Below are 20825 nucleotides of genomic sequence, written 5' to 3' on the forward strand. Positions count from 1 at the left end.
ACATGCAATTGATCTGGCTGCGCAGCGACTTGCGCCAACATGACAACACCGCCCTCGCGGCCGCCGCCGAACGCGGCCCGACCGTCGCCGTGTACCTGTTGAGCCCTGAGCAATGGCAGGAACATGACGACGCGCCGTGCAAGATCGATTTCTGGCTGCGCAATCTGCGTGAATTGAGCAAAAGCCTTGGCGACCTGAACATCCCGCTCCTGATCCGCACCGCGCCTCGCTGGGATCAGGCACCCGCCGTGCTGCTCGAACTGTGTCGGCAACTGAAGATCGAGGCGGTGCACGTCAACGAAGAATACGGCATCAACGAAAGCCGTCGCGACGAGGCAGTTGCCGAAGCGTTGCAAGCGGCAGGCATCACCTTCCACAGTTACCTCGACCAATTGCTGTTCAAGCCCGGCAGCGTGCTGACCCGAACCGGCACTTACTTCCAGGTGTTCAGCCAGTTCCGCAAGGTCTGCTACGAACGCTTGCACCGCTCGATGCCTTCGCTGAAACAGGCCCCGGGCAAACAATCGGCGTTGAACATCGACAGTGACCCCGTTCCAACAACCATCGAAGGGTTCCCGACACCCGGCGACTCCCTGCGCGCCTTGTGGCCCGCCGGTGAAACCGAGGCCCGGCGTCGCCTCGACACGTTCGCCGATGCACAGATCGACTACTACAAGAGCGAACGCGACTTCCCGGCCAAACCCGGCACCAGCCAGCTTTCGGCCTATCTGGCTGCAGGCGTGATCTCGCCGCGCCAATGCCTGCACGCCGCCCTGCAAAGCAATCAGGGTGAATTCGAAAGCGGCAAGGTCGGCGCCGTCACCTGGATCAACGAACTGCTGTGGCGCGAGTTCTACAAACATATTCTCGTCGGTTATCCGCGGGTTTCACGGCATCGCGCATTCCGTCCGGAAACCGAAGCCCTGGCCTGGCGCGACGCACCAGAGGATCTGGCCGCCTGGCAAGAGGCGCGCACCGGCTTGCCGATCATCGATGCAGCCATGCGCCAACTGCTGGAAACCGGCTGGATGCACAACCGCCTGCGGATGGTGGTGGCGATGTTTCTGACCAAGAACCTGTTGATCGACTGGCGCGAAGGCGAGCGTTTCTTCATGCGCCACCTGATCGACGGCGATCTGGCCGCCAACAACGGCGGCTGGCAGTGGAGTTCCTCGACCGGCACCGATTCGGCGCCGTATTTCCGCATCTTCAACCCGCTCAGCCAGTCGGAAAAATTCGACAGCGAAGGCCTGTTCATCAAGCACTGGCTGCCGGAGCTGGCCGGGCTGAACAAGAAAGAAGTGCACAACCCGGCCAGTGCTGGCGGGTTGTTCGGCGTCGCCGACTATCCGGCGCCGATCGTTAATCTGAATGCATCACGGGAGCGGGCGCTGGCAGCGTTCAAGAACCTGCCGTCGCGCGCGTCTCAAGGAGTGAGCGATGAGTGAATTCCTGCGCGGTTTCGCCCAGCGGTTCGCACAGTTGAATAAAGACAACCTGCGCACCCTGGACGGACTGTACAGCGAGGACATTCATTTCACCGATCCGATGCACGAAGTGCAGGGGCTGACGAACCTGCGCGGTTACTTCAGCGAGTTGTACGCCAACGTCAACGAACTGCGCTTCGATTTCCACGGCTTCGACCAGATCGGCGAAGGCGAAGGTTATCTGCGCTGGGTCATGAGTTACCGCCACCCGCGCCTGAGCGGTGGGCAACTGATCCGCGTCGCCGGCTGCTCGCATCTGCTCTGGCGCGACAAGGTTTACCGCCATCGGGATTACTTCGATGCCGGAGCGCTGCTTTATGAACATTTACCTGTATTGGGCCGGGTGATCGCCTGGCTGAAAAGGAGATTGGGATGAGTCGTACAGCTCCACGTCGTTACTGGTTGACCGGTGCCAGCAGTGGCATCGGCGCAGCACTCGCGGAAGACATTCTCAAAAGCGGTGCACAGCTGGCGGTCAGTTCCCGCCAGGTCGCGCCGCTCAAGGTTCTGTCACAACGGTATCCGGGACAGGTTCTGGTGTTGCCCGGCGATCTGACCAACAGCCAGACCGTACGCGAAATTGGCGAACAGATAGCCGCGGACTGGGGCTCGCTGGATACCGTCATCCTCAATGCCGGGACCTGCGAATACGTCGACGCTCACCAGTTCGACGCCTCGATCATCGAGCACGTGGTGCGTACCAACCTGCTCGCCAGCAGCTATTGCATCGAAGCCGCCCTGCCCTTGCTGCGCAAAGGTACGGCACCGCATCTGGTGGGGATGGCCAGCTCGGTGACCTATGTGCCGCTGCCACGCGCCGAAGCCTATGGCGCATCGAAGGCCGGGCTGCGTTATCTGTTCGAATCCCTGCGCATCGACCTGGCGGACGAAGGTATTGAAGTCACGGTAATCAGCCCAGGATTCGTCGATACACCGCTGACCGCCAAAAATGATTTTCCGATGCCACTCAGCTGGCCTGCGGACAAAGCCGCGCGGCATATCTTCGCCAAGCTGAAGGATCGGCCGCTGGAGATCGCCTTCCCCGCACTGTTCATGGCAGCCCTGTGGCCCTTGTCGAAAATGCCCGCCCGCGTACAACTGGCGATTGGCAAACGCATGGTGCGCAGCAACCCGCCGCTCAGGGATGCAACATGAAAATCGCCATCGTCGGCAGCGGCATCGCCGGTTTGACCTGCGCGTACCTGCTCGCACGCCGACACGAAATCACCGTGTTCGAAGCAGACGCCCGGATCGGCGGCCATACGCACACGGTGCCGGTCACCGTGGACGGGCGCGAGTATTCGGTGGACACCGGCTTTATCGTGTTCAACGACTGGACGTATCCGAACTTCATTCGTTTGCTTGGCCAACTGGGTGTGACGTTCAAACCCACCGAGATGAGCTTTTCGGTCAACGATCCGGACACTGGCCTGGAATACAACGGCAACAACCTCAACAGCCTGTTCGCCCAGCGCAGCAATCTGCTGTCCCCAGGATTCTGGGGCATGTTGCGCGACATCCTGCGGTTCAACAAAGAGGCCCGGCGCGACCTTGCCGAACAGCGAATCGCCGCCGACACCACCCTGGACGATTACCTCAAGGCCGGCGGGTACGGCGAGCGTTTCATCCTGCATTACATCGTGCCGATGGGCGCGGCGATCTGGTCGATGCCGATGGCCGAGATGCTCAATTTCCCGCTGCAGTTCTTCGTGCGTTTTTTCGAGAATCACGGGTTGCTGTCGATCAGCAACCGGCCGCAGTGGCAGGTGATCGAGGGTGGCTCAAGTGCTTACATCGCGCCGCTGACCGCGTCGTTCAAGGAACGCATCCGCCTGAACTGCCCGGTGAGCCGGATCGATCGCGATGCGCACGGCGTGGTTATCCACAGCCCGGCCGGCATCGAACGTTTCGACAAAGTGGTGCTGGCCTGTCACAGCGATCAGGCGTTGCGACTGCTGGGAAATCCTGACGATAAAGAACGGGAAATCCTCGGCGCCCTGCCCTACGCCGACAACGAAGTGGTGCTGCACATCGACACCCGCCTGCTGCCCACACGCAAACAGGCCTGGGCCAGCTGGAATTATCGCCTCGGCGGAGCGGGTCATACCCGGGCGGCCGTGACTTATGACATGAACATTCTGCAAGGCCTCCAGAGCGGCACCACGTTCTGCGTCAGCCTTAACCAGAGCGCTGGCATCACGCCGTCCAAGGTGCTGGCGCGCTTCACCTATGCCCACCCGCAATTCAGCCTCGCGGCCGTGGCGGCACAGCAGCGCTGGGCTGAAATCGACGGCGCGCAACACACGCATTATTGCGGCGCCTATTGGGCCAACGGTTTTCATGAGGACGGCGTGGTCAGCGCCCTGCGCGTGGCCGCAGCCTTCGGAGAAAGCCTGTGAACAGCGCGCTCTACAGTGGCTGGATCGCCCATCGGCGATTTGCTCCGCGCCGTCATGAGTTTCGTTACCGGATCGGCATGCTGTATCTCGATCTGGCTGAACAGGAGACCGTGCTGGGCCTGTCCCACCTGGCAGGCACCAGCCGCTTTGCGCCGTTTTCATTCCGCGAAACCGACTACCTGAAAACCTTCACCGGCCGGGGTATACGCCTGAGCGATGCGGTGCGCCAGTTGGTCGGCGAAGCCCTGGGCCATGCGCCGCAAGGTTCGATCTGCCTGCTGACCCAGCCGCGCAGCTGGGGCCTGTCGTTCAACCCGGTGAGTTTTTTCTATTGCCACGAGGCCGACGGCCAACTGGCGGCGATTCTCTGCGAAGTCCGCAACACTCCGTGGCGCGAGCGTTATCACTACGTGCTGCCGGCTCGAGCGCCGACTCAGCTTCAGGACTTTCACCAGCACTTTGCCGTGACCAAGGCCTTTCACGTGTCGCCGTTCCTGCCGCCGGACCTGGAATACCGCATGAGCTTCAGCCCTGCCGCGCAGGTCCTGGGTGTGCACATGGCCGACTGGCAAGGCGAGCAAAAACTGTTCGACGCCACCCTCGATCTGCGACGCGTCCCCCTTGATCGGCGCCACTTGCACCGGCACCTGTGGCGCTTCCCCTGGATGACCGCCAAGACCGCGCTGGCGATTTATTGGCAGGCGCTGCGCCTGTTGCTCAAGCGCACCCCGGTGTATGACCACCAGCGTGCCGACGACCGCTTTCGAACCGCCACCGTACCGACCGAGGAACGCCACCATGAAATCCACTAGCGTCTCGGCCAAAGCCAGCCTGCTCAGCCCCCACGGCCTGAGCGGATCGCTGCTGCGCCGGGGAGTGCTGCGCAAGCTCGAGCAGCTCAAGCAGGGTCAACTGATCGTGATCGAGGACGGCGAACGCCACGTCTTTGGTACGCCGGGCAGCACGCTGGTGGGGGAAATTCAGGTGCTGGATCCCGCCGTCTGGGGGCTGGTCGCCGGCAATGGTTCGATCGGTGCCGGTGAGGCCTTTATTCATGGCTACTGGCGCTCGCCGGATCTGACGGCCGTAGTGCGTGTGTTCGTCAGCAACCTTGAAGTGCTCGACGCCATGGAAGGTGGCCTGGCCCGGCTCGGTCGCCCGCTGGTGCGCGGGCTGCACTGGCTCAACCGCAATACGCGCCAGGGCTCGCAGAAAAACATCGCCGCGCATTACGACCTCGGCAATGACCTGTTCGAGCAGTTCCTCGACCCGACCATGATGTATTCGGCTGCGCAGTTTCTCAGCCCCGACGACAGCCTGGAGCAGGCGCAACTGAACAAACTGGAGCGGATCTGCCAGAAACTCGCGCTCAAGCCCGGTGACCACCTTCTGGAAATCGGCACCGGCTGGGGCAGCATGGCGCTCTACGCGGCGCAGCACTACGGCTGCAAAGTCACCACCACGACGCTGTCGAAGGAGCAGTTCGCCTTCACCGCGGCCCGCATCGAACGCCTCGGTTTGCAGGATCAAGTGACGCTGCTGCTCAAGGACTACCGCGACCTCACCGGCCAGTACGACAAACTGGTGTCGATCGAAATGATCGAGGCGGTCGGCCACCGCTTCCTGCCGACCTACTTCAAACAGTGCGCGCACCTGCTCAAGAACAACGGCCTGATGCTGTTGCAAGCAATCACCATCCGCGAACAGCGCTACGAACAGGCGCGCCGTGGCGTGGACTTCATCCAGCGCTACATTTTCCCCGGCGGTGCCCTGCCCTGCGTACAGAAAATGCTCGAAATCGTCGGCCGCGACACCGACATGAACCTGCTGCACATGGAAGACTTCGGCCTGCATTACGCCCGCACCCTGCGTCTGTGGCACGAGAACTTTCGCCATGCTCACGGCCGTCTGAGCGAACTGGGCTATGACGATTACTTCCTCAGGTTGTGGGAGTTCTACCTGTGTTACTGCGAGGGTGGATTCCTCGAGCGCACCATCGGCACCGCACAGCTGGTGCTGGCCAAACCGGCGGCGATGACCGCGCCTTTGCTGGGCCGATTCGATGCTTGAGCGGTTGGCCAACGCGGTGCTGTTCCAGATCGGCTGGCTGGCCTGCGTGCTCGGCGGTAACAGTTTGTGGTTGCTGCTGGCGCTGGCGGTGCTGGTGATTCATCTGCGCTGGATCAGCAATTGGGCGCATGAAGGCCGATTGATCCTCAGCGTGGTGATTATCGGCACGGCGGTGGACAGCGTGTTGCGCGGCCTCGGGGTTTTCGAGTTCAAGGATCTGTCGCCGCTGATTCCGCTGTGGCTGATGTTGCTGTGGGCGTTGTTCGCCACGACATTGCGTCATTGCCTGCAATGGAGCGCACGGCCGTGGTGGCTGGCCAGTCTGCTCGGCGCGGCAGGTGGCGCGCTGTCCTATGGCGCCGGCGGACGACTGGCCGGTGTGCAATTTCCTTTCGGTGAGTTACCGACCCTGATCGGCATCGCACTGCTGTGGGCGTTGCTGTTTCCGCTGCTGCACCAATTGTCCCGACGGCTGGCGCGTTAAACGCCTGTCAGGCCTTTCACACGCTCACCGGTCACTGCCGTACACTGGCGCCATGAAAACCATTCCCCATCGGCAAATTGCCGAGCCTGAGGTCACCTGTTCGACCTGTGCAGCCTGCTGCTGTCAGCTTGAGGTGATGCTGATCACCGACACTGGCGTCCCCGAGCGTTTTATCGATACCGACGATTGGGGTGGCGAGGTGATGCTGCGTCTGGACGACGGCTGGTGCGCGGCGCTGGATCGCGACACGATGATGTGCACGATTTACGAGAAGCGCCCGCTGATCTGCCGCGAATTCGAAATGGGCGCCCCGGAATGCATCGACGAACGCCAGGGAATTGCCACGGCGTATCGCTGACCGTTCAGTCACCCTAAAACGACTGTGGGAGCGAGCCTGCTCGCGATAACGGATCACCAGTCAACATAAGCATTGATTGTGAAATCGCAATCGCGAGCAAGCTCGCTCCCACTCTTTTTACATGAAGCCGTTTTACAGCGGCATCGTGTAATGCAGTGCGTAGCTTTCCACCCCGTCGTTTTCGCTGCTCAGACCGGCGTTGGAATAGTGCGTCGCACGGATCCCGACTTCATGCCCGCCATTGAAGCGCAGGCCGAAACCGATACGGTCTTCGAACTGGAAGGAGCCGCCGAGCTTGTTGTCTTCGTATTCGGTGTTGGAGAACAGCGCCACGCCGATCCCCGCCTCGACATACGGTTTGACCGACTGACCGGCAAACTCGTAAACAAATACCGGCGAGAACGACAGGCTGTTGTTGCTCGACGTCTTGTCGCCTTCCCAATAAGTGTAGGCACCGCTCCAGTAACCGGTCAGACGACCCACGTCACTTTGCAGCCAGCTTTTATCCCAATCGAAATTCATGCCCAGGCGATAAGTCATGGTCGAATCGCTGGTAGCACCCACTGCAAACTCGACGCCAGCAGCTTGTGCGGTAAAACTTTGCCCCATCAGTGCAGCCGCAATCGCGGCCAAGCAGAATAGTCGCTTCACGTTGAAACTTCCTTTTCCGGAACGATCGTTTGGTTTTTTAGGTCACTCTGCGCTATAGAAATCTGCGCTTGGTCAGAAGTTCAGCTGACTTTTTAGATATTTCACATTTTTTTTACAAAGTGAATCTTTTAACGTCGCCAACGACTTGATCCAGCAGGACCAGGGTCTTGCGTAAAGACGCGGGATCGGCGCTGGTCCAGAATCTGACCGGTCGGTTCGGACCTTCGGCGAGCAGATCACGCTCGGCCAGCAGCCGCTGCAGTTGCCGCGCTACCGCCGCGCCGGTATCGATCAGGCTGATGCTCTCGGGGATCATCGACTTGAGCATCGGCTTGAGAAACGGGTAATGGGTGCAGCCCAGAATGATCGTGTCGCAGCCGTTGGCCAGTAGCGGGTCAACGTAGTGCTTGAGCAATGCACGCAACTCGGCGCTGTGCAGATCGCCGCTTTCAATCCGCTCGACCAGTCCAGGACACGGCTGAGTGATGACCCGCACATCCGTGGCGAAGCGGTCGAGCAATGCGGCGAACTTGGCGCTCTGCAAGGTGCCGGTGGTGGCGAGTACGCCGACCACGCCGCTGCGGGTGGCCGCGGCGGCCGGTTTGACCGCCGGCTCCATGCCGACGATCGGCCAGTCGGGAAAGTCCCGGCGCAGATCGGCAACGCCGGCCACGGTCGCGGTATTGCACGCGATCACCAGCGCCTTGGCCCCCTGCTCGCGGAAAAAACCGGCCATCACGCTACAACGCTGGCGGATGAATTCCGGGGTTTTCTCGCCATAAGGGATGTGGCCGCAATCGCCGAGGTACAGCAGCGATTCATTCGGCAGCAGGTGCTGGATTTCCGCCAGCACCGACACGCCGCCGACACCGGAGTCGAATACGGCGATCGGCGCTTCACGCATGCTGCGAACCACAGACGCTGCAACCGGGGTCGCGCTTGACCCGCAGCTCACGGAAGCGCGAACCCAGCGCATCGATCAACAGCAGACGGCCCACCAGTGGTTCGCCAAAACCCGCCAGCAACTTCAAGGCTTCCAGCGCTTGCAGGCTGCCGACCAGACCGACCAGCGGCCCGACCACGCCGGCTTCGCTGCAAGTGAGTTCGGCTTCGCTGCCGTGACCGTACAGGCAGTGGTAGCACGGGCTTTCGGCGCGACGCGGGTCGAACACCGAGAGTTGCCCCTCGAGGCGGATCGCCGCGCCGCTGACCAAGGGCTTGCGTGCCGCCACGCACGCGGCGTTGACCGCTTCGCGGGTAGAGAAATTGTCCGAGCAGTCGAGCACCAGATCCACCGCCGCCACGGCTGCGGCGAGGGAATCCTCGTCCAGCGCCTGACGATGAGGCACCAGTTTGATTTCAGGATTGATCGCGCTCAGGCGCTTGAGCGCCGAGTCGACCTTGGTCATGCCGACGCTGTCGGTGTCGTGGATGATCTGGCGTTGCAGGTTGGTCAGGTCGACCGTGTCGAAATCCGCCAGGTGCAACTCACCGACACCCGCCGCCGCCAGATACAAGGCCACCGGCGCACCGAGACCACCGAGGCCGACGATCAATACCCGGCTGTCCTTGAGCTTCAACTGTCCATCGATGTCGATGTGTTGCAGCAGGATCTGCCGACTGTAGCGCAACAATTCCTGATCATTCAGCACGGCAGGCGCCCCAGGCTGATCCGTTGATGGCCGCCCAGATCGGTGCGGCTGTGGACTTCGTCAAAACCTTGCGTCAGCAGCAGATCGCGCACGGCTTCGGCTTGATCATAGCCGTGTTCGAGCATCAGCCAGCCACCGGCCTCGAGATGGGCCGGCGCCTGGGCGATGATCAGCCGCAGATCGTCGAGCCCGTCGATGCCGGCCACCAAGGCGCTTTCCGGCTCGAAACGCACATCACCTTCAACCAGATGCGGATCGGCGGCGCGGATGTACGGCGGGTTGCTGATGATCAGCTCGAAACGCTTGCCTTCAAGGGCGCTGAACCAGTGACTGCTCAGCACCGTTGCGTTATTCAGGTGCAGACGCTGGCGATTGCGTTCGGCCAGGGCCACGGCTTCCAGCACGCGATCCACGGCGGTGACCTTCCACGCCGGGCGCTCGCTGGCCAGAGCCAGGGCAATCGCCCCGCTGCCGGTGCCCAGATCGAGAACTTTGGCCGGGGTCGCCGGCAGCAACTCCAGCGCGGCTTCCACCAGCAGTTCGGTGTCCGGGCGCGGGATCAGCGTGTGCGGTGCGACTTCCAGATCCAGCTTCCAGAAACCCTGCTGGCCCAGAATGTAGGCCACCGGCTCGCCGCTGCGGCGGCGTTGCAGGTATTCGGCAAAGACCAGTGCGGCTTCGCTGGGCACGATGCGCTCGGGCCAGGTGTGGAGAAAACTGCGCGACTTGCCCAGCGCGGCGGCCAGAAGCAATTCGGCGTCCAGACGCGCGGTAGGCGAATCCGGCAGTTCGGCGGCGCGCAACAGGCTGGCGATGATGGTCATTTACTCACCTATCGCTGCGAGCTGGTCAGCCTGGTATTCGGCCAGCAACGGCTCGATCACCGCTTCGACGCCGCCGGCGAGGATTTCGTCGAGGGAATACAGGGTCAGGTTGACGCGATGGTCGGTGACCCGGCCCTGGGCAAAATTGTAGGTGCGGATACGCTCGGAGCGGTCACCGGAGCCCACCAGCAATTTACGTTCGCTGGCGATGGCGTTGGCCGCCGCAGCAGTCTGCTGGTCGTTGAGCTTGGCCGCCAGCCAGGCCATCGCCCGGGCACGGTTCTTGTGCTGGGAACGTTCTTCCTGGCACTCGACAACGGTGCCGGTCGGGATGTGGGTGATGCGGATCGCCGAGTCGGTGGTGTTGACGTGCTGACCACCGGCCCCGGAGGAGCGGTAAGTGTCGACGCGCAAATCCGCCGGGTTGATCTCGATGGCTTCACGCTCGTCCGGCTCGGGCAACACCGCCACGGTGCAGGCCGAGGTGTGGATACGGCCCTGGGATTCGGTGGCGGGTACACGCTGTACACGGTGCGCGCCGGATTCGAATTTCAGCTTGCCGTAAACGTTGTCGCCTTCGATGCGGGCGATGACTTCTTTATAGCCGCCATGTTCGCCTTCGTTCTCCGAAAGGATTTCCACCCGCCAGCCACGCCGTTCGGCGTAACGCGAATACATGCGGAACAGGTCGCCGGAGAAGATCGCCGCCTCGTCGCCACCGGTGCCGGCGCGGATTTCGAGGAACACGTTGCGCCCGTCGTTGGGATCCTTGGGCAGCAGCATGCGTTGCAGGTCGGATTCCAGCGTGATCAGCAATTCCTTGGCTTCGCGGACTTCTTCCACGGCCATTTCACGCATGTCCGGGTCGCTGTCCTTGAGCAGCGCCTGCGCGCCTTCAAGATCGCTTTGTACGCCGAGCAACTTTTTATAGCCTTGTACCACCGGCTCAAGTTCGGCGTATTCCTTGGAATAGGCGCGGAATTTGGTCTGGTCGGAAATGACTTCGCCGTCGCCGAGCAGCGCGGTCAGTTCCTCGAAACGGTCCTGGAGAATGTCCAGCTTATTGAGCAGTGACGCTTTCATTGCGGTTTTTTATCCGAAAAGCTATCCGGTGAGCCCTCGAGGGCAAAGAGTTCCTGAGCCATGGCCAGCGCATCGAGGCGGCCTTCGGCAGAAAGCTTTTTCAACTGCACGCTCGGGGCGTGCAGGAGTTTGTTGGTCAGGCCACGGGCCAGTTGCCCGAGGACGTCTTCGGCGTTGCCGCCATTGGCCAGCAGGCGCAGGGCCTTTTGCAGTTCTTCGTCGCGCAGGCGTTCACTCTGTTGACGATAGGCCTTGAGCACATCGACCGCCGCCAGCTCGCGCAGGCGCACCATGAAATCGTCGGCGCCGACCGAAACCATCTCTTCGGCCGCCTGCGCTGCACCCTGACGGCTCTTGAGGTTTTCGGCGACTACTTCGTGCAGATCGTCGACGCTATAGAGGTAAACGTCGTCGAGTTCGCCGACTTCCGGCTCGATGTCACGGGGAACAGCGATGTCGACCATGAAGATCGGCTTGTGCTTGCGCAGCTTCAGCGCACTTTCCACCGCACCTTTACCAAGGATCGGCAACTGACTGGCGGTGGAGCTGATAACGATGTCGCTGCGCACCAGTTCAGCCGGGATGTCCGAGAGCAACACTGCGTGGGCACCGAACTGCTCGGCGAGCAGGCTGGCGCGCTCCAGCGTCCGGTTGGCGACCACGATGCGCTTGACACCCAGTTCATGCAGATGGCGGGCGACCAGGGTGATGGTCTCGCCGGCACCGATCAGCAGGGCCTGGCTGCGTTGCAGGTCGCTGAAAATCTGTTTGGCCAGGCTGACGGCGGCAAACGCCACGGACACCGGGTTTTCACCGATGGCAGTGTCGGTGCGCACCTGCTTGGCAGCATTGAAGGTCGCCTGGAACAGTCGCCCGAGCAGCGGCCCGATGGTGCCGGCCTCGCGGGCCACGGCGTAGGCCGATTTCATCTGGCCGAGAATCTGCGGTTCGCCCAGCACCAGCGAGTCGAGCCCGGAGGCGACGCGCATCATGTGACGAACGGCCGCATCGTCTTCATGCACATAAGCACTCGCGCGCAGCTCATCGAGGCTTAAATGGTGATAGTCGGCCAGCCAGCGCAGCACGATATCGGCCGACAGCTGATCCTGTTCTATATACAGCTCACTGCGATTGCAGGTGGAGAGGATCGCAGCTTCGCGGCTGTCGGTGAGTCGGCAGAGCTGCTGCAAGGCCTCCACCAGCTGCTCAGGGGTAAAGGCCACGCGCTCGCGGACGTCTACTGAAGCAGTCTTGTGGTTGATACCGAGTGCAAGGAAGGCCATTCAAGGTCGCTGATGGTGACGTGAAGCCGGCAATTGTCCTACTTCGTCAGATTCAGAACAACTACCGCTGACTATTGTCCCAATTGCCGGCCCCTATAATGGCCACAATCGAGACTCGGTTATGTTTGGCCGAAGGCTTGTGTCATGATGATCCGACCGCAGGTTAGTCGTCCTCTTCCTATATGAATAGATCTTCCGCGTTGCTCCTCGCTTTTGTCTTCCTCAGCGGCTGCCAGGCCTTGGCCCCCGTTCCGCAGGACGGTGCCTCACCGGTCGAAGACACCACGCCGGCCCCTGAAAAGCCCAAGGTTTACAGCTCGTTCAGCCAGGAGACGGTGTTCAGCCTGCTGAGCGCCGAGCTCGCCGGTCAGCGCAATCGTTTCGACATTGCCCTGGACAACTACGTGACCCAGGCCATCAACACCCAGGATCCGGGTGTTTCCGAGCGTGCGTTCCGCATCGCCGAGTACCTGGGCGCCGACCAGCCGGCCCTCGATACCGCGCTGATCTGGGCGAAAAACGCCCCGGACGACCTCGAAGCGCAACGCGCCGCCGCCGTTCAACTGGCGCGCGCCGGGCGTTATGACGACTCGATGGTCTATATGGAGAAAGTCCTGCAGGGCAAGGGCGACACCCATTTCGACTTCCTCGCGCTGTCGGCCGCCGATACCGATCAGGAAACCCGCAACGGCCTGATGAAAAGCTTCGACCGCCTGTTGCAGCGTCACCCGAACAACAATCAGCTGATTTTCGGCAAGGCCCTGCTGATGCAGCAGGATGGCGACACCAAAGGTGCGCTTGCCCTGCTCGAAGACCATCCGCCGGAAGACGGCGAGATCGCCCCGATCCTGCTGCGCGCGCGCCTGCTGCAAGGACTGAATCGCGGCGACGAAGCGCTGCCGCTGCTACAAAAGAGCATCAAGAAGTATCCGGACGACAAGCGCCTGCGCCTGACCTACGCGCGGATGCTGGTGGAACAGGACAGGATGGACGACGCCAAGGTCGAGTTCTCCACCCTGGTTCAGCAATACCCGGAAGACGACGAACTGCGTTATTCCCTGGCGCTGGTCTGCCTCGAAGCCAAGGCCTGGGACGAGGCCAAGGACTATCTGGAAGACCTGATCGCCCGGGAAAGCCATGTCGATTCGGCGCACCTGAACCTGGGCCGCATTGCCGAAGAGCGCAACGACCCGCAAGGCGCGCTCATCGAGTATGCCCAGGTCGGCCCGGGCAACGACTATCTGCCGGCGCAACTGCGTCAGGCCGATATTCTGATGAACAACGGCAAGACCGCCGAAGCCCAGAGCAAACTGGCCGCCGAGCGTGACGAGCAGCCGGATTACGCGATCCAGCTGTACCTGATCGAAGCCGAAACCCTGTCCGCCAATAATCAGGGCGACAAGGCCTGGAAAGTCCTGCAACAAGCCTTGCAGCAGTACCCGGACGATCTGAATCTGCTTTACACCCGCGCGATGCAGGCGGAAAAACGCAATGACCTGGCGCAGATGGAAAAAGACCTGCGCCTGATCATCAAGCGCGATCCGGACAACGCCATGGCCCTCAACGCCCTCGGCTACACGCTGTCCGACCGCACCACCCGCTACGCTGAAGCCAAGGCGCTGATCGAGCAGGCGCACCAGATCAACCCGGAAGACCCGGCAGTGCTCGACAGCCTCGGCTGGGTGAACTTTCGCATGGGCAATCTGGAAGACGCCGAGAAATACCTGCGTCAGGCCCTCGAGCGTTTCCCCGATCATGAAGTCGCCGCGCATCTGGGCGAAGTGCTGTGGGCCAAGGGCAAACAGCGCGAAGCAAAACAAATCTGGGGCAAGTTCCTCAAAGACCAGCCTGACAGCACCATCCTGCGCAGCACCATCAAGCGCCTGACCGGATCCGAGACTCTTTAACTCATGTTTTTGCGCCACGTCATAGTTTTCAGCTTCATCGCCCTGCTCGCCGGTTGCGCGGGCTTCGGCGCCCGTGAATCGGTCGAAGGCCACGGCAATCCGGGCCAATGGCGCGAGCACAAACAACAACTGACCGGCCTCGACGGCTGGCAGATCGACGGCAAGATCGGCATCCGCGCCCCGAAAGATTCGGGCAGCGGCACGCTGTTCTGGCTGCAACGTCAGGATTACTACGACATCCGCCTGTCCGGCCCGCTGGGTCGTGGCGCGGCGCGACTGACCGGCCGTCCGGGCGCAGTGTCGCTGGAAGTGGCGAATCAGGGCCGTTATGAAGCGCCGACTCCGGAAGCGCTGGTCGAAGAGCAACTGGGCTGGAAACTGCCGGTCTCGCATCTGGCCTGGTGGGTTCGAGGCCTCCCGGCACCGGACAGCAAAAGCCGTCTGACCCTGGACGGCAACAGCCGTCTGGCCAATCTGGATCAGGATGGCTGGCAGGTCGAATACCTCAGCTATGCCGAACAGAACGGTTACTGGCTGCCCGAGCGGATCAAGCTGCACGGTACCGATCTGGACGTGACGCTGGTCATCAAGACCTGGCAACCGCGCAAATTGGGGCAATAACGCATGACCGCTCCACGCCTCACTTTGCCTTCGCCAGCCAAACTCAATTTGATGCTGCACATTCTCGGTCGTCGTGAAGACGGTTATCACGAGTTGCAGACGCTTTTTCAGTTCCTCGACTACGGCGACGAAATCACCTTCGCCGTACGTGACGACGGCGTGATTCGCCTGCACACCGAATTCGAAGGCGTGCCCCGCGACAGCAATCTGATCGTGCGCGCTGCGAAGAAACTCCAGGAACAATCCGGCTGCTCGCTCGGCATCGATATCTGGATCGACAAGATCCTGCCGATGGGCGGCGGCATTGGTGGCGGCAGCTCGAATGCGGCCACCACCCTGCTCGGTCTCAATCATTTGTGGCAACTGGGTTGGGATGAAGATCGCCTGGCAGCACTGGGCCTGACGCTGGGCGCGGACGTGCCGGTGTTCGTGCGTGGCCACGCAGCTTTCGCCGAAGGTGTCGGCGAGAAACTGACCCCGGTCGAGCCCGCCGAACCGTGGTACGTCGTGCTCGTTCCGCAAGTCTCTGTTAGTACGGCAGAAATTTTTTCAGATCCTTTGTTGACACGTAACACGCCGCCCATTAAAGTGCGCCCCGTTCCCGAGGGAAACAGTCGAAATGACTGCTTGCCGGTGGTCTCGAGGCGTTATCCAGAAGTACGTAACGCATTGAATTTGTTAGGTAATTTTACCGAAGCAAAACTCACCGGAACTGGAAGTTGTGTGTTTGGGGGCTTCCCAAGCAAAGCTGAAGCTGATAAAGTCTCGGCCCTTCTGACAGAGACCCTTACAGGGTTTGTAGCAAAAGGAAGCAACGTTTCGATGTTGCATCGCAAGCTGCAAAGTCTGCTCTAAAGGAATCAAGTGCCCGGCACTTGCAAGCAACAGATACAGGGGCGTCGCCAAGCGGTAAGGCAGCAGGTTTTGATCCTGCCATGCGTTGGTTCGAATCCAGCCGCCCCTGCCATTTTCCTATACTCATCCAGGTATACCCTCAGCCTTCAGGTACTGCGCGTGTCCAAGATGATGGTCTTTACGGGGAACGCTAACCCCGATCTGGCTCGGCGTGTCGTACGTCAGCTGCATATCCCTCTCGGTGACATCTCTGTCGGTAAATTCTCCGACGGCGAAATTACAGCCGAGATCAATGAAAACGTTCGCGGTAAAGACGTCTTCATTATTCAGCCGACTTGCGCTCCGACCAACGATAACCTGATGGAACTGGTAGTGATGGCTGATGCCTTCCGCCGCTCCTCGGCTACTCGTATCACTGCTGTTATTCCTTATTTTGGTTATGCCCGTCAGGATCGCCGTCCGCGTTCCGCACGTGTGGCTATCAGCGCGAAAGTCGTTGCTGACATGCTCACCGTAGTCGGCATCGACCGTGTTCTCACGGTTGATCTGCATGCTGACCAGATTCAGGGCTTCTTCGATATTCCGGTAGATAACATCTACGGCTCCCCGGTTCTGGTGGATGACATCGAAGATCAGCGCTTCGAGAACCTGATGATCGTGTCCCCGGACATTGGTGGCGTCGTGCGTGCACGTGCCGTTGCCAAATCCCTGGGCGTGGATCTCGGGATCATCGACAAACGCCGTGAAAAAGCCAATCACTCTGAAGTGATGCATATCATCGGTGATGTCGAAGGGCGTACCTGCATCCTGGTCGATGACATGGTCGATACCGCCGGCACTCTGTGCCACGCGGCCAAGGCCCTGAAAGAGCATGGCGCAGCCAAGGTCTTTGCCTACTGCACACACCCTGTGCTGTCGGGTCGGGCCATCGAGAATATCGAAAATTCCGTGCTGGACGAGCTGGTGGTCACTAACACCATCCCGCTGTCCGCTGCAGCACAAGCCTGTGCACGTATCCGTCAACTGGATATCGCACCGGTTGTTGCCGAAGCGGTTCGCCGCATCAGCAATGAAGAATCGATCAGCGCGATGTTCCGTTAAGGGCCCTGCCCTTCTCGAAATGTCTCGTTGACGAAAAGCGCCCCGCCCCGGCATTTCTGCCGGGGCGGGGCTTTTTTGCCCATACCGTGTTCGGCGCTGGTCGCAAACGCCACTCGGTCATGGCTATTTTGGAGATACAAAATGAACGATTTTACTTTGAATGCTGAACTGCGTTCCGACCTGGGGAAAGGTGCGAGCCGCCGCCTGCGTCGTCTCGCTGCCCTGGTTCCAGCTGTTGTTTACGGTGGCGACAAAGCCCCTGAATCCATCAGCATGCTGGCTAAAGAAGTTGCCAAACTGCTCGAAAACGAAGCTGCCTACAGCCACGTTATCGAACTGAACGTTGGTGGCACCAAGCAGAACGTGATCATCAAGGCTCTGCAACGTCACCCGGCCAAAGGCCACGTGATGCACGCTGACTTCGTACGCGTTGTAGCTGGCCAGAAACTGACCGCTATCGTTCCTGTGCACTTCATCAACGAAGCTGCTCCAGTGAAGAAAGGCGGCGAAATCTCGCACGTTGTTGCCGAGATCGAAGTTTCCTGCCTGCCGAAAGATCTGCCTGAGTTCATCGAAGTCGACCTGGCTAACGCTGAAATCGGCACCATCGTTCACCTGTCGGACATCAAGGCTCCTAAAGGCGTTGAGTTCGTTGCTCTGGCACACGGCGATGACAAGGCTGTTGCCAACGTCCACGCTCCACGTGTTGCTCCAGAAGCTACCGAAGAAGGCGCAGCAGAGTAATTCACTCTGTCATGCCTGAGTGAGCAGGTAACATCGCGGACTGGAACGTAGCGAGAAAGCGGGCGGGAACGCGGAGTTTACATCCATGGTAAATGAGCATTTTTCGTCCACTTTCGCCGCCTTCCCTGATCGCGGCGATGTTATCCACCACTCAAAGGAAGGGCCCCTATCGTGACTGCCATCAAACTGATCGTTGGCCTGGGAAATCCAGGCGCTGAATACGAGCAGACCCGGCATAACGCAGGGGCCCTTTTTGTTGAGCGCATCGCCCACGCACAGAATGTGAATCTCGTGGCCGATCGCAAGTATTTCGGCCTGACCGGGCGTTTTTCGCATCAGGCTCAGGATGTTCGTCTGCTGATTCCCACCACCTACATGAACCGCAGCGGCCAGGCCGTGGCGGCACTCGCCGGTTTCTTCCGCATCAAGCCTGAAGAGATCCTGGTGGCACACGACGAACTCGATCTGCCTCCGGGCGTCGCCAAACTCAAAGTCGGCGGCGGCCATGGCGGTCACAACGGGTTGCGCGACATCATTGCGCAATTGGGCAATCAGAATACGTTCCACCGCCTGCGGCTTGGCATCGGCCACCCGGGCGTCGCCAGTATGGTTTCAAATTTCGTCCTGGGTCGTGCGCCACGCGCCGAACAGGAAAAACTCGATGCCAGCATCGACTTTGCCCTCGGCGTGCTGCCGGATATCCTCGCCGGTGAATGGAACCGCGCGATGAAAAACCTGCACAGCCAGAAGGCCTGACTCTAATCCGAGGGGAAACACCATGGGATTCAATTGCGGCATCGTCGGCCTGCCTAACGTCGGCAAGTCCACCCTGTTCAACGCCCTGACCAAATCCGGGATCGCGGCCGAGAACTTCCCCTTCTGCACCATCGAGCCGAACAGCGGCATTGTGCCGATGCCGGATCCGCGTCTGGACGCTCTGGCGGCCATCGTCAATCCGAAGCGCATCCTGCCGACCACCATGGAATTCGTCGACATCGCGGGCCTGGTTGCCGGCGCGTCGAAAGGTGAAGGTCTGGGCAACAAGTTCCTGGCCAACATCCGCGAAACCGACGCGATCGCTCACGTCGTGCGCTGCTTCGAAGACGAGAACGTGATCCACGTTTCCAACAGCGTCGACCCGAAGCGCGACATCGAAATCATCGACCTGGAACTGATCTTCGCCGACCTCGACAGCTGCGAGAAGCAACTGCAGAAAGTCGCGCGCAACGCCAAGGGCGGTGACAAGGACGCAGTAGCCCAGAAGGCTCTGCTGGAACAACTGATCCCGCACTTCAGCGAAGGCAAGCCTGCGCGCAGCCTGATGAAGAACATGAGCGCCGACGAAAAGGCGATCATCAAGGGCTTCCACCTGCTGACCACCAAGCCGGTCATGTACATCGCCAACGTCGCTGAAGACGGTTTCGAGAACAACCCGCATCTGGACGTGGTCAAAGCCATCGCCGAAGAAGAAGGCGCGATGGTTGTTCCGGTCTGCAACAAGATCGAAGCGGAAATCGCCGAGCTGGACGACGGCGAAGAGAAAGACATGTTTCTCGAGGCCCTGGGCCTGGAAGAGCCTGGCCTGAACCGCGTGATCCGCGCCGGCTACGAAATGCTGCACCTGCAGACCTACTTCACCGCCGGTGTCGAAGAAGTCCGCGCCTGGACGGTCCGCGTCGGTGCCACCGCACCGCAAGCCGCTGGTGTGATCCACACTGACTTCGAGAAAGGCTTCATCCGCGCCGAAGTGATCGCCTACAACGACTTCATCCAGTACAAGGGCGAAGCAGGCACCAAGGAAGCCGGTAAATGGCGCCTGGAAGGCAAAGACTACATCGTCAAGGACGGCGACGTGATGCACTTCCGCTTCAACGTGTAAAAGCTGCACCCATGAAAAAGCCGCGTTTGATACGCGGCTTTTTTGTGCCTGAAATTCGGCCCGTCAGGCCTTCTTGGTTCTTGGCAGGAAGATCGCCAGCACCCCGAACAGCGGCAGGAACGAGCACAGGAAGTACACGTATTCGATGCCGTGAATGTCCGCCAGATGACCGAGCAACGCCGCGCCAATCCCGCCGAAACCGAACATCAGACCGAAGAACACCCCGGCAATCATCCCGACATTGCCCGGCACCAGTTCCTGCGCGTACACCACAATCGCCGAGAAGGCCGAAGCCAGGATGAAGCCGATCACCACGCTCAGGACGCTGGTCCAGAACAGGTCGACATGGGGCATGAGCAGCGTGAACGGTGCCACGCCGAGGATCGAGAACCAGATCACCGCCTTGCGCCCGATCTTGTCGCCAATCGGCCCGCCAAAGAACGTACCCGCCGCCACCGCGCCGAGGAACAGGAACAGATGCAGCTGCGAACTGGCCACCGACAGGTCGAACTTCTCGATCAGGTAAAAGGTGAAGTAACTGGTCAGGCTGGCCATGTAGAAATACTTGGAGAACACCAGCAGACCCAGCACCACCAGCGCACTGACCACCCTGCCCTTCGAAAGTCCATGAGTGGCGGCCTGGCCGGCCTTGAGCTTGAACAGGTTCAGGTGATGGGCGTACCAGCGACTGATGCGATAGAGCACGAACAACGCAAACACCGCGAACAGCCCGAACCACGCCACGTTGCCCTGCCCGAAAGGAATGATGATCGCCGCTGCCAGCAACGGGCCGAAGGCTGAACCGGCGTTACCACCGACCTGAAAGGTCGATTGCGCCAGACCGAAACGCCCGCCCGAGGCCAACCGCGCGATGCGGGAAGCTTCAGGGTGGAAGGTCGAAGAGCCGATGCCGATCAGCGCCGCCGCCAGCAAGATAAGAGGGAAACTGCCGACCATCGACATCATGACAATGCCGATCAACGTGCACACGGAACCGGCGGGCAGCAGCCACGGTTTCGGATGCCGGTCGGTGTGATAACCGACCCACGGCTGCAACAGCGACGCGGTCAACTGAAAGGTCAGGGTAATCAGGCCGACCTGGGTAAAACTCAAACCATAGTTGGCCTTGAGCATCGGATAGATCGACGGCAGCACCGACTGGATCAGGTCATTGATCAAATGCGCCAGCGCCACCGCGCCGATGATGCGCATCACCAGTGGACTGCTCTGGGGAGGAGCGGACGCCGAGGCAGCGGCGGTCTGAACGTTGCTGATAGCCATGGGAATTTCCGGACTGCAGATGGGTGCACGCGGGCAGGTGCGTCAATGTGCCATTTTTCGGTGCGCCAGCGCCATCCCCTTAGCCAGCTAACGAACTATTCAGTCGTCGCGCCACAAGTGATAGCGCAACGCCATGGTCTGAATCT

General features: G+C 60.6%; 22 protein-coding genes and 1 tRNA gene. 16 read left to right on the forward strand and 7 right to left on the reverse strand.

Features of this window, described 5'->3' with window-relative positions:
- The first annotated feature begins 2 nt into the window (after nt 1-2).
- Genes phrB through K3819_RS24340 form a run of 8 tightly spaced genes read left to right on the forward strand, consistent with a single transcriptional unit; the run spans nt 3 to nt 6798 of the window.
- Nucleotides 3-1448 (forward strand): deoxyribodipyrimidine photo-lyase, encoded by a 1446-nt coding sequence (phrB, locus tag K3819_RS24305; protein WP_221398086.1) that lies wholly within the window; start codon nt 3-5, stop codon nt 1446-1448.
- A complete protein-coding gene (locus tag K3819_RS24310; RefSeq protein ID WP_221398087.1) occupies nt 1441-1863 on the forward strand; it encodes a nuclear transport factor 2 family protein in 423 nt (140 codons plus the stop codon). Before phrB ends, K3819_RS24310 begins: the two co-directional genes overlap by 8 nt.
- Entirely contained in the window at nt 1860-2642 is a 783-nt protein-coding gene (locus tag K3819_RS24315; protein WP_085613393.1) for an SDR family oxidoreductase, read from the forward strand. The genes K3819_RS24310 and K3819_RS24315 overlap by 4 nt, the downstream gene beginning before the upstream one ends.
- Complete coding sequence (locus tag K3819_RS24320) at nt 2639-3886, forward strand: NAD(P)/FAD-dependent oxidoreductase (RefSeq protein WP_221398088.1); 1248 nt, start codon at nt 2639-2641, stop codon at nt 3884-3886. The genes K3819_RS24315 and K3819_RS24320 overlap by 4 nt, the downstream gene beginning before the upstream one ends.
- Nucleotides 3883-4698, forward strand: coding sequence for a DUF1365 domain-containing protein (locus tag K3819_RS24325; RefSeq protein WP_221398089.1), 816 nt, complete (start codon nt 3883-3885; stop codon nt 4696-4698). The genes K3819_RS24320 and K3819_RS24325 overlap by 4 nt, the downstream gene beginning before the upstream one ends.
- The gene (locus K3819_RS24330; RefSeq protein WP_085613396.1) at nt 4685-5956 is read left to right on the forward strand and encodes a cyclopropane-fatty-acyl-phospholipid synthase family protein; all 1272 of its coding nucleotides are present in this window, start codon (nt 4685-4687) and stop codon (nt 5954-5956) included. Before K3819_RS24325 ends, K3819_RS24330 begins: the two co-directional genes overlap by 14 nt.
- Nucleotides 5949-6440 carry a DUF2878 domain-containing protein gene (locus tag K3819_RS24335; RefSeq protein WP_085613397.1) on the forward strand — a complete coding sequence of 164 codons (492 nt, stop codon included), beginning with the start codon at nt 5949-5951 and terminating at the stop codon, nt 6438-6440. Before K3819_RS24330 ends, K3819_RS24335 begins: the two co-directional genes overlap by 8 nt.
- 52 nt (nt 6441-6492) lie before the next feature.
- Nucleotides 6493-6798 carry a YkgJ family cysteine cluster protein gene (locus tag K3819_RS24340; RefSeq protein WP_007951707.1) on the forward strand — a complete coding sequence of 102 codons (306 nt, stop codon included), beginning with the start codon at nt 6493-6495 and terminating at the stop codon, nt 6796-6798.
- Nucleotides 6799-6930: 132 nt separating this feature from the next.
- Here the strand turns inward: K3819_RS24340 and K3819_RS24345 are convergent, their stop codons facing one another.
- From K3819_RS24345 to hemA, 6 genes are all read right to left on the reverse strand, one after another.
- The gene (locus K3819_RS24345; RefSeq protein ID WP_221398090.1) at nt 6931-7449 is read right to left on the reverse strand and encodes an acyloxyacyl hydrolase; all 519 of its coding nucleotides are present in this window, start codon (nt 7447-7449) and stop codon (nt 6931-6933) included.
- 112 nt (nt 7450-7561) lie between these two features.
- On the reverse strand, nt 7562-8353 hold the full coding sequence (murI, locus tag K3819_RS24350; protein ID WP_085649219.1) for a glutamate racemase: 792 nt from the start codon (nt 8351-8353) through the stop codon (nt 7562-7564).
- The gene (locus K3819_RS24355; protein ID WP_007951711.1) at nt 8346-9101 is read right to left on the reverse strand and encodes a molybdopterin-synthase adenylyltransferase MoeB; all 756 of its coding nucleotides are present in this window, start codon (nt 9099-9101) and stop codon (nt 8346-8348) included. The genes murI and K3819_RS24355 overlap by 8 nt, the downstream gene beginning before the upstream one ends.
- Nucleotides 9095-9925, reverse strand: coding sequence for a peptide chain release factor N(5)-glutamine methyltransferase (gene prmC / locus K3819_RS24360; RefSeq protein ID WP_085745391.1), 831 nt, complete (start codon nt 9923-9925; stop codon nt 9095-9097). Before prmC ends, K3819_RS24355 begins: the two co-directional genes overlap by 7 nt.
- Nucleotides 9926-11008 carry a peptide chain release factor 1 gene (gene prfA / locus K3819_RS24365; RefSeq protein ID WP_007951714.1) on the reverse strand — a complete coding sequence of 361 codons (1083 nt, stop codon included), beginning with the start codon at nt 11006-11008 and terminating at the stop codon, nt 9926-9928.
- On the reverse strand, nt 11005-12291 hold the full coding sequence (gene hemA, locus K3819_RS24370) for a glutamyl-tRNA reductase (RefSeq protein WP_007951716.1): 1287 nt from the start codon (nt 12289-12291) through the stop codon (nt 11005-11007). The genes prfA and hemA overlap by 4 nt, the downstream gene beginning before the upstream one ends.
- 182 nt (nt 12292-12473) lie before the next feature.
- Here hemA and K3819_RS24375 point away from each other — a divergent pair, with 182 nt between their 5' ends.
- The 8 genes from K3819_RS24375 to ychF all read left to right on the forward strand — a co-directional run bounded on the left by K3819_RS24375 (nt 12474) and on the right by ychF (nt 19398).
- The gene (locus tag K3819_RS24375; RefSeq protein WP_221398091.1) at nt 12474-14198 is read left to right on the forward strand and encodes a tetratricopeptide repeat protein; all 1725 of its coding nucleotides are present in this window, start codon (nt 12474-12476) and stop codon (nt 14196-14198) included.
- A 3-nt stretch (nt 14199-14201) separates the two neighbouring features.
- On the forward strand, nt 14202-14819 hold the full coding sequence (gene lolB / locus K3819_RS24380) for a lipoprotein insertase outer membrane protein LolB (protein WP_039766346.1): 618 nt from the start codon (nt 14202-14204) through the stop codon (nt 14817-14819).
- Nucleotides 14820-14822: 3 nt separating this feature from the next.
- Nucleotides 14823-15674: a 4-(cytidine 5'-diphospho)-2-C-methyl-D-erythritol kinase gene (gene ispE, locus K3819_RS24385; RefSeq protein WP_221398092.1), complete on the forward strand. Its 852-nt coding sequence runs from the start codon at nt 14823-14825 to the stop codon at nt 15672-15674.
- Nucleotides 15675-15711: 37 nt separating this feature from the next.
- Nucleotides 15712-15786: transfer RNA gene (locus K3819_RS24390), tRNA-Gln, on the forward strand.
- A 47-nt stretch (nt 15787-15833) separates the two neighbouring features.
- Complete coding sequence (locus K3819_RS24395) at nt 15834-16775, forward strand: ribose-phosphate pyrophosphokinase (protein WP_003171603.1); 942 nt, start codon at nt 15834-15836, stop codon at nt 16773-16775.
- A 141-nt stretch (nt 16776-16916) separates the two neighbouring features.
- Nucleotides 16917-17519 carry a 50S ribosomal protein L25/general stress protein Ctc gene (locus tag K3819_RS24400; protein WP_011335926.1) on the forward strand — a complete coding sequence of 201 codons (603 nt, stop codon included), beginning with the start codon at nt 16917-16919 and terminating at the stop codon, nt 17517-17519.
- A gap of 171 nt (nt 17520-17690) precedes the next feature.
- Nucleotides 17691-18275, forward strand: a complete 585-nt coding sequence (gene pth / locus K3819_RS24405; protein WP_221398093.1) for an aminoacyl-tRNA hydrolase — start codon at nt 17691-17693, stop codon at nt 18273-18275.
- A 22-nt stretch (nt 18276-18297) separates the two neighbouring features.
- Nucleotides 18298-19398: a redox-regulated ATPase YchF gene (gene ychF, locus K3819_RS24410; RefSeq protein ID WP_007951727.1), complete on the forward strand. Its 1101-nt coding sequence runs from the start codon at nt 18298-18300 to the stop codon at nt 19396-19398.
- Nucleotides 19399-19461: 63 nt separating this feature from the next.
- Here the strand turns inward: ychF and K3819_RS24415 are convergent, their stop codons facing one another.
- Nucleotides 19462-20679 (reverse strand): MFS transporter, encoded by a 1218-nt coding sequence (locus K3819_RS24415; protein ID WP_085668193.1) that lies wholly within the window; start codon nt 20677-20679, stop codon nt 19462-19464.
- Nucleotides 20680-20825 lie beyond the last annotated feature (146 nt).

The sequence above is a fragment of the Pseudomonas sp. 3-2 genome, assembly GCF_019710535.1.
Classification (GTDB): domain Bacteria; phylum Pseudomonadota; class Gammaproteobacteria; order Pseudomonadales; family Pseudomonadaceae; genus Aquipseudomonas; species Aquipseudomonas pharyngis.